A 7,674-nucleotide genomic window follows, 5' to 3' on the forward strand; every position below is an offset into this window, starting at 1 on the left:
AAGGGCGGGCATGCCGCCCTTGACCGCGCAGACGGCGAGGCCCGTGCCCTGTGACCAGTTCACTGGGGACGGGCCTCGTCTCGTCGAGCGCCTCAGCAGCAGCGCGCCGAGGGGGGCGCGGGACTCGTGGTCCCACTTGGCCCGGTAGAACTCGCCCCGGGTGGGCGCCTCGAGGCCCGGATGGCGGTGCCGGCGGTGGGCCAGGTAGCGGTCATAGGCGTCCAGCCCACCCATCCCGCGCGCAACGCGCAGCGTCCAGTGCCACAGCTCACGGGCCGTCATCGTGGCGCTCCGCTGGCCTGCAGGTCGAGGTGTTCACGGCTGGCATCGAGCCCTGCCTCGCGCCACTGCTGCAAGACCCGTCGTTCGACGTCGCTGGCCGCGAAGCTCGAGGGTGCGAAGATCCGCGAGTCCACGCGGGGCGTCTCGGCATCGAGCAGCCCACCGGCGCGCCAGGCCTTCCAGCTCACCCACGCACCGATGCCGAGCACCGCCAGAACCAGGGCCGCATAGAGGATGGACAGCACCCCCTGGACGGCGGTGTTGCGGATCACCATGGCGATCTCGTTCGGGTTCCTGGCGGTGAGGTAGGTCTGCTCCCCGGCGGCGGGCGCGGCCTTGGCTGCGACGTGGTTGGCCCAGTAGCCGATCTTGGGATTGCTCGAGAAGATCTTCTCCCAGCTGGCCCACATGGTGATGAACACGTCCCAGGCCAGCGGCAGGCCGGGGATCCAGGCCCAGCGGAAGCAGCCCTTCTTCATGGTGACGGTGAAGCACAGCGTCAGGGCGATCGCGGCGAGCAGCTGGTTGGCGATGCCGAACAGCGGGTAGAGCATGTTGGTTTCGCCCAGGGGGTCGGTGACGCCCATCACGACGAGCGCTCCCCATCCGAGCACGGTGAGTGCGGTGGTGATCCAGGCACCCGGGCGCCACTGGTGGTCGGCGAAGCGACCCAGGCCCGGCACATTGGCCAGCAGGTCCGAGATCATGGAGCGGGCGACGCGAGTGCCGGCGTCGATGGTGGTGAGGATGAACAAGGCCTCGAACATGACGGCGAAGTGGTACCAGAAGGCCTTCGCGGCACCGATCAGCGGGATCTCGCCGAAGATCTGCGCCATGCCGAAGGCCAGCGTCGGCGCACCGCCGGTCCGGGAGATGATCGTCTGCTCGCCGACGCCGGCGGCGGCCTGGCTGAACACCTCCGGCGTCGCGTCGTGCAGCGGCTGCCCGCCGGGACCGACCAGACCCAGGCCATTGGTGTAGGCGGCCGCACTCTCGGGCGTGCCGCCGGTCCGCCCGAGCGGGGCATTCATGCCGAAGTACAGGTGCTGGTCGATCACGCAGGCGGTGATCAGCGCCATCATCGCCACGAAACTCTCGGTGAGCATGCCGCCGTAGCCGATGATGCGGGCCTGTGACTCCTTCTGGATCAGTTTCGGGGTCGTGCCGGAGCTGATCAGGGCGTGGAAGCCGCTCAGCGCCCCACAGGCGATGGTGATGAACAGGAAGGGGAACAGGTTGCCGGCGAAGGCCGGCCCGGTGCCGGTGCGGGCGAAGGTGGTGACCGCGGGCATGCCCATCACCGGCAGCACCACCAGGATGGACAGTGCCAGGAAGACGATGGTGCCCACCTTCATGAAGGTGCTCAGGTAGTCGCGCGGCGCCAGCAGCAGCCAGACGGGCAGCACGGCGGCGGCGAAGCCGTAGATGGCGATGGCATAGGCGAGCTGCACCGGGCTCAGGATGAAGGTCTCGGCCAGGCTGGGGTGGTGGCTCACCCAGGAGCCGCCGGCGATGGCGGCCACCAGCAGCACGATGCCGATCAGGGAGGTCTCCCCCACCCGTCCCGGACGGATGCAGCGCATGTAGACGCCCATCAGCAGGGCGATCGGGATGGTCATGGCGATCGAGAAGACGCCCCACGGGCTGTGGGCCAGGGCACCGATGATGACGATGGCGAGCACGGCGATCAGGATGACCATGATGCTGGTGACGCCGAGGATGGCGAACCAGCCACCCACCGGGCCCAGCTCGTCCTTGGCCATCTGGCCCAGGGAGCGGCCGCGTCGCCGGATCGACAGGTGGAGCACCATGTAGTCCTGCACGGCGCCGGCCAGGATCACGCCGAAGACAATCCACAGGGTGCCGGGCAGGTATCCCATCTGGGCTGCCAGCACGGGTCCGACCAGGGGCCCGGCGCCGGCGATGGCGGCGAAGTGGTGACCGAACAGCACCACCCGGTGGGTGGGCATGAAGTCCTTGCCATTGGCCAGTTCCTCGGCCGGGGTTGCCCGGGTGTCGTCGGGGCGGTGCAGCTTGCGCTCGATGAACTTGCCGTAGAAGCGAAGCGCCAGCACATAGCTGCCGACGGCGGCAATGACGAACCAGGCGGCGCTGACCCGTTCGCCCCGCTGGACCGCGATCACGAACCATGCGACGGCCGCAAGCAGCGCGATCGCGCCGAAGACGACCTTCTCTCGTCCGGAGAGCCGGTGGTCGGGACGGACCGCGACGGGCGGCAGCGCGGGGTCGGTGTGGATCATCCGCTGGCTCCCAGGGTCGGCCTGGGCCGGTGTGGTGCTGGACACGTCTCACATCACCATCACTACCCATGGCTGACCAGCCCCATCCCCTGCACCTCGCGCAGGGTTTCGATGCGGGTGGCGACGTCGAAGGTGGTGGCGGTGAGCATCAGCTCCTGCACGCCGGTGCGGTCCACCAGGGACTGCAAACGGGGTGCGACCGTCTGCGGGGTACCAGTGAACTTGGTCGCCGGGAGCTGGCGCAGCATCTGCTCGTCCAGCGGGCTGACGCCCCGCTCGGCGGCCGTCTCGGGCGAGATGACCGGGCCCAGCCGGTTCGTGCGCAGCGCCAGCGCCATGTGCTTGGACGGGCCGGCCAGCCAGTCCGCCTCCTCGTCGCTGTCGGCCGTGATGACACTGGTGCAGATCATGGCGTGCGGCTCGGCGAGTGCGGGCGAGGGCTCGAAGCGGGAGCGGTAGGCCTCCATCACCGAGACCTCGTCCATCTGCCCGAAGTGGTGGGCATAGCAGTAGCGCACGCCGAGCATGCCGGCCAGCTGCGCCGAGTAGGCCGAGCTGCCCAGTAGCCAGACCTCCGGGGCGGTGCGGGCACCGGGAGTGGCGGCGAGGGTGGCCGACATCGGCTCCTCCAGGCGGTTGTCGCCCAGCCAGCTCATCAGTTCCAGCACGTGCTGCGGGAACTCCTGCACCCCCAGGGCATCCGAGCTGCGACGAAGGGCCGCGGCGGTGCGCTGGTCGGTGCCGGGAGCGCGCCCGATGCCCAGGTCGATCCTGTTCGGGTAGAGGCCCTCGAGCAGGGCGAACTGCTCCGCCACCACATAGGGGGCGTGGTTGGGCAGCATCACACCACCGGAGCCGACGCGGATGCGCTCGGTGTGGGCGCCCAGCGCGGCGATGATCACCGGCGGATTGGTGGAGGCGACGGCGGGCATGTTGTGGTGCTCGGCCACCCAGAAGCGGTCGTAGCCGAGACGGTCGGCGGCCTGGGCCAGCTCGATCGAGCGCTGCAGCGCCGTCGGTGTGTCGGATCCCTCGACGACGGTGACCAGGTCCAGGACGCTCAGTGGCAGTGGGGTGCTCATGCCTGCTCAACCGTCGAGGCGGTGGCTGCTATTCCAGCCCCGCCGCGACGGTTGCGGTCCCCGATCCCCCAAAGGTTTGCCGGGTCAGTCCAGCAGGCTGTGCGGGGCACGCTCCTGGTCGCGCACGGGAGGCGGAGGGGTGCCGTCGCCGAAGGGGCGTCCGCCCAGCGCCTCGCGGCCGTGCTCGGTGAGCCAACCGTCGAGGTCGGGGCCCTTGGGGACGATGGACAGCGGATTCAGGTCGGTGTGCACGACGTAGTAGTGCTGCTTGATCTGCTCGAAGTCGATCGTGTCGCCGAAGCCGGGCGTCTGGAAGAGGTCGCGGGCATAGGCCCACAGCACCGGCATCTCGGCGAGCTTGTTGCGATTGCACTTGAAGTGTCCGTGGTAGACCGCGTCGAAGCGCACCAGCGTGGTGAACAGGCGAACGTCGGCCTCGGTGATGGTCTCGCCCATCAGGTAGCGCTGCGCGGCCAGGCGCTCCTCGAGCCAGTCCATGGCCATCCAGAGCCGGTCATAGGCGGCGTCATAGGCCTCCTGCGAGCCAGCGAAGCCGCAGCGATAGACGCCATTGTTGACCTCGGTGAAGACGCGCTTCATGACCGCGTCCATCTCCTCGCGCAGGTGCTCGGGGTAGAGCTCGGGAGCGCCCGCGCGGTGGAAGTCGGACCACTGCGTGGAGAAGTCGAGGGTGATCTGGGCGAAGTCATTGGTGACCACGGCACCGGTGGTGGTGTCGACGATCGCCGGGACGGTGATGCCGCGGCTGTAGTGCGGGTCGCGGGCCAGGAAGGCGTCCTTGAGCTTGTGGATGCCCAGCACCGGGTCCTTGCCGTCGGGGTCCAGGTCGAAGGTCCAGGAGTCGGCGTCGTGCGTGGGGCCGGGCATGCCGACGCTGATGGCATCCTCGAGGCCGAGCAGGCGGCGCACGATCAGGGTCCGGTTGGCCCAGGGGCAGGCGCGGGCGGCAACCAGGCGGTAGCGGCCCGGCTCGACGGCGACGGCATCCTGGCCCGGCTCGACGGACTTCACGATGCGCGTGGAGATGTAGCGACTGTCACGCTCGAAGGCCTTGCCCTTGGAGCTGTAGACGCCGCCGGTGACATGTTCCTCACGGTCATTTTGATTATCCATTCAACTATCCTAGCCCTCACATCGCCCCCGGGCCACCAACGAGCCACGCCTTGGGCGCGTTCCCACCAGCCCAGCCACGCACTCAGACGGTTGTCAGACTGGCTGACTAGAATCGCTGCCGATGAGCTATCTCGATGTCGTGGCCGATGCGCTGTGGCCCACCCGACCCACCAGCTGGCGCGAGCTTCCCGCGCGCCTCATTCCGGTCTTCGGCAACATCGCCAAGCTCACCGCCGCGAGCGTCGCCGCCTATGCGATCACCCGCGAGGTCGTCGACGGCCCCATCGACCTCACCGCCGCGCTGACCGCAATGCTGGTGATGCAGGCCTCCGCGGCCCGGACCGTCAAGAAGGGCCTCTTGCGGGTGGTGGCCGTCGGCTCCGGCGTCAGCCTCGCCCTGGGAGCCACCTACCTGTTCGGGATGCACTGGTGGAGCTTGGCGCTGGTGGTCTCCTGCGCCCTGGTGCTCGCCAAGATCCTGCGGCTGGGCGACTCGGCGCTGGAGATGCCCATCTCAGCCATGCTCATCCTGGGACAGGGCACCGACGTGGCCGCCGAGACCCGTGTCGTCGCCACCTTGATCGGCGTCACCGTAGGAGTGCTGCTGCCCCTGGTGCTGCCGCCCTCCATCCCCTACCGTTCGGCAGCCTCGGCAGTGCGCAAGGTGGGCGCCGACCAGCGGGCTCTGCTCGTCAAGGCGGCCGACGCCATGGAGCAGGGCCCCATCACCCGTGCCCGCGTGGCCGATTGGAGTGACCGCGCCCGCACCCTGACGGGCAACATCGCCAATGCCCACGACCACGTCGTCAAGCTCACCGACGTGCGCAAGTACAATTCCCGAGCCATGGGACGTGCCGACATCGCGCCGATCCTCACCAGCGGCCTGCACACCCTGGAGAGCTGCCTGCTCAGCCTGCGCTGGATCTTCATGGCGATGGAGCGCGAGGTACCGGCACCGATGCACCCCTCATTGAGCAACGTGACCAGCCGCCAGCCCACCGTCGACGACCATGCCCAAGCAGCCCTCGCCGTGGTGCTGCGGCGCTTCGGTGAATGCCTGCAGTCCTTCGCCGCCATGGTGGAGGCGGAGGCCAATGGCAATGAGGAGAAGGCGCACGAGGCCTTCACCAAGAACTACCGGCGTCTTCGCGACGCACGATCCGACCTGTCCCTGCTGATGGACTTCCAGGACCCGGACTCCCCGCAGTGGCTGCTGCGCGGCGGTATCCTGCCGGCGCTGGACCAGGCACTGCAGCAGCTCGACATCGACTCCAGGGTCCGGGTGCGGGAACGCTGGAAGGCCTCGCAACTGGGACGCCGGCTGGAGAAGGGCCAGATCGGTCCTCGGACCAATCCCCTTGACCGGGCCCGCCATGCCCGCATGCTCGCCCGCCAGCTGCGGCGTCCGGCCCCGCCGCCAACCGAGGAGGACTTCCTCGACGACGACCGCGACACCCAGCCGATCCCGGTGGTCACCCCCGAGATGCTGGCCGCCGAGCCCAGGCCGAGAAGGCGCCTGCGCAAGCATCGGCGCTGAAAATGCCGCTCTGGCGGCGCATGACACGTTCACATGCCATCCGTGGCCGTATGAGCCGCATTCCCAGCTGATGTCCCGGCTACTCGGCCTCGCGACGCACCAGGCGGAGCTCGTCGATGCCGTACTCGGGGCTCGGACGCACCGCGCCGTCGGCGACGAAGCCATTGCGTTCCAGGAAGCGGACCGCACGGTCGGCACCCTGCGGCACCCACGCATAGCAGGCCATGTCGCCGATGGTCATCTCGAGCAGCCGGCCCGCGGCGCCGCTGCCCTTCACCTCGTCGGTGAGGTGGATGCCGGCCAGCTCCAGGAGTACGGGGCCGTCCAGTTCGCGGCGCGGCACGGCATGGGCGACGCCCACCACGCGGCCGTCGCGCGAGTCCAGCAGCACCCAGAACCAGGTCCCCTCCTGGCTGGCGAGCGCCCACTCGTGCAGGCGAATCTCGACGAAGTCCTCGCTCGTGCGCTCCTGCAGCAGCTCGGCCGGGACCAGCGGGGCCAGTGACTCGCGCCAGGCGGTCTGCTCGGCCGCGACGGCCCCCTGCAGCTCGACGGGGTGCTCGGCGCGCTTGATGCGGTACGGGGTCTTCGGCATGGCCCTGACCCTAGCGAACAGGGCCGCGACCCGGCCCCACCCGGCAAGCCCACAGACGACAGCGGGCCCCCTCACGAGGAGGGGGCCCGCCAGTTTGATCAGGATGGATCAGTCGAGGTAGTCGCGCAGCACCTGCGAGCGCGACGGGTGACGCAGCTTGCTCATCGTCTTGCTCTCGATCTGGCGGATGCGCTCACGGGTGACGCCGTAGACCTTGCCGATCTCATCGAGCGTCTTGGGCTGGCCGTCGGTCAGGCCGAAGCGCATGCTGACCACGCCGGCCTCGCGCTCACTGAGGGTGTCGAGGACGTCGTGCAGCTGCTCCTGCAGCAGCGTGAAGTTCACTGCATCGGCGGGGACGATGGCCTCGGAGTCCTCGATCAGGTCACCGAACTCGCTGTCGCCGTCCTCGCCCAACGGCGTGTGCAGGCTGATCGGTTCGCGGCCGTACTTCTGCACCTCGACGACCTTCTCGGGGGTCATGTCGAGTTCCTTGGCCAGTTCCTCCGGCGTTGGTTCCCGACCGAGGTCCTGCAGCATCTGGCGCTGGACGCGGGCCAGCTTGTTGATGACCTCGACCATGTGCACCGGGATGCGGATGGTGCGGGCCTGGTCGGCCATGGCGCGGGTGATGGCCTGCTTGATCCACCAGGTGGCGTAGGTGGAGAACTTGTAGCCCTTGGAGTAGTCGAACTTCTCCACCGCGCGGATCAGTCCCAGGTTGCCTTCCTGGATCAGGTCCAAAAACGCCATGCCGCGACCCGTGTAGCGCTTGGCCAGCGA

General features: G+C 68.8%; 7 protein-coding genes. 1 reads left to right on the plus strand and 6 read right to left on the minus strand.

Annotated elements, in window-relative coordinates:
• From ACHFFZ_RS03215 to ACHFFZ_RS03230, 4 genes are all read right to left on the minus strand, one after another.
• A partial coding sequence (locus ACHFFZ_RS03215; protein WP_394275222.1) for a CstA-like transporter-associated (seleno)protein occupies positions 1-282 on the minus strand: 282 nt, incomplete at its 3' end.
• On the minus strand, positions 279-2,543 hold the full coding sequence (locus ACHFFZ_RS03220) for a carbon starvation CstA family protein (RefSeq protein WP_394275223.1): 2,265 nt from the start codon (positions 2,541-2,543) through the stop codon (positions 279-281). The genes ACHFFZ_RS03215 and ACHFFZ_RS03220, both read right to left, overlap by 4 nt.
• Before the next feature lie 62 nt (positions 2,544-2,605).
• Positions 2,606-3,625: an LLM class flavin-dependent oxidoreductase gene (locus ACHFFZ_RS03225; protein ID WP_394275224.1), complete on the minus strand. Its 1,020-nt coding sequence runs from the start codon at positions 3,623-3,625 to the stop codon at positions 2,606-2,608.
• Between the two features lie 84 nt (positions 3,626-3,709).
• The gene (locus ACHFFZ_RS03230) at positions 3,710-4,759 is read right to left on the minus strand and encodes a glutathione S-transferase family protein (protein WP_394275225.1); all 1,050 of its coding nucleotides are present in this window, start codon (positions 4,757-4,759) and stop codon (positions 3,710-3,712) included.
• A gap of 121 nt (positions 4,760-4,880) precedes the next feature.
• Here ACHFFZ_RS03230 and ACHFFZ_RS03235 point away from each other — a divergent pair, with 121 nt between their 5' ends.
• Positions 4,881-6,296 (plus strand): aromatic acid exporter family protein, encoded by a 1,416-nt coding sequence (locus ACHFFZ_RS03235; RefSeq protein ID WP_394275226.1) that lies wholly within the window; start codon positions 4,881-4,883, stop codon positions 6,294-6,296.
• A 79-nt stretch (positions 6,297-6,375) separates the two neighbouring features.
• On the opposite strand, the gene ACHFFZ_RS03240 is transcribed toward ACHFFZ_RS03235, so the two are convergent.
• A complete protein-coding gene (locus ACHFFZ_RS03240; protein ID WP_394275227.1) occupies positions 6,376-6,891 on the minus strand; it encodes a GNAT family N-acetyltransferase in 516 nt (171 codons plus the stop codon).
• A 108-nt stretch (positions 6,892-6,999) separates the two neighbouring features.
• Positions 7,000-7,674: RNA polymerase sigma factor (locus ACHFFZ_RS03245; protein ID WP_394275228.1), on the minus strand; the 675-nt coding region annotated here is incomplete at its 5' end.

The organism is Luteococcus sp., assembly GCF_043424415.1.
Lineage (GTDB): Bacteria > Actinomycetota > Actinomycetes > Propionibacteriales > Propionibacteriaceae > Luteococcus.

Coding starts and splice junctions, on each gene's coding strand:
- ACHFFZ_RS03220 (WP_394275223.1), bottom strand. CDS start 2,543: ATGATCCACACCGACCCCGCGCTGCCGCCCGTCGCGGTCCGTCCCGAC.
- ACHFFZ_RS03225 (WP_394275224.1), bottom strand. CDS start 3,625: ATGAGCACCCCACTGCCACTGAGCGTCCTGGACCTGGTCACCGTCGTC.
- ACHFFZ_RS03230 (WP_394275225.1), bottom strand. CDS start 4,759: ATGGATAATCAAAATGACCGTGAGGAACATGTCACCGGCGGCGTCTAC.
- ACHFFZ_RS03235 (WP_394275226.1), top strand. CDS start 4,881: ATGAGCTATCTCGATGTCGTGGCCGATGCGCTGTGGCCCACCCGACCC.
- ACHFFZ_RS03240 (WP_394275227.1), bottom strand. CDS start 6,891: ATGCCGAAGACCCCGTACCGCATCAAGCGCGCCGAGCACCCCGTCGAG.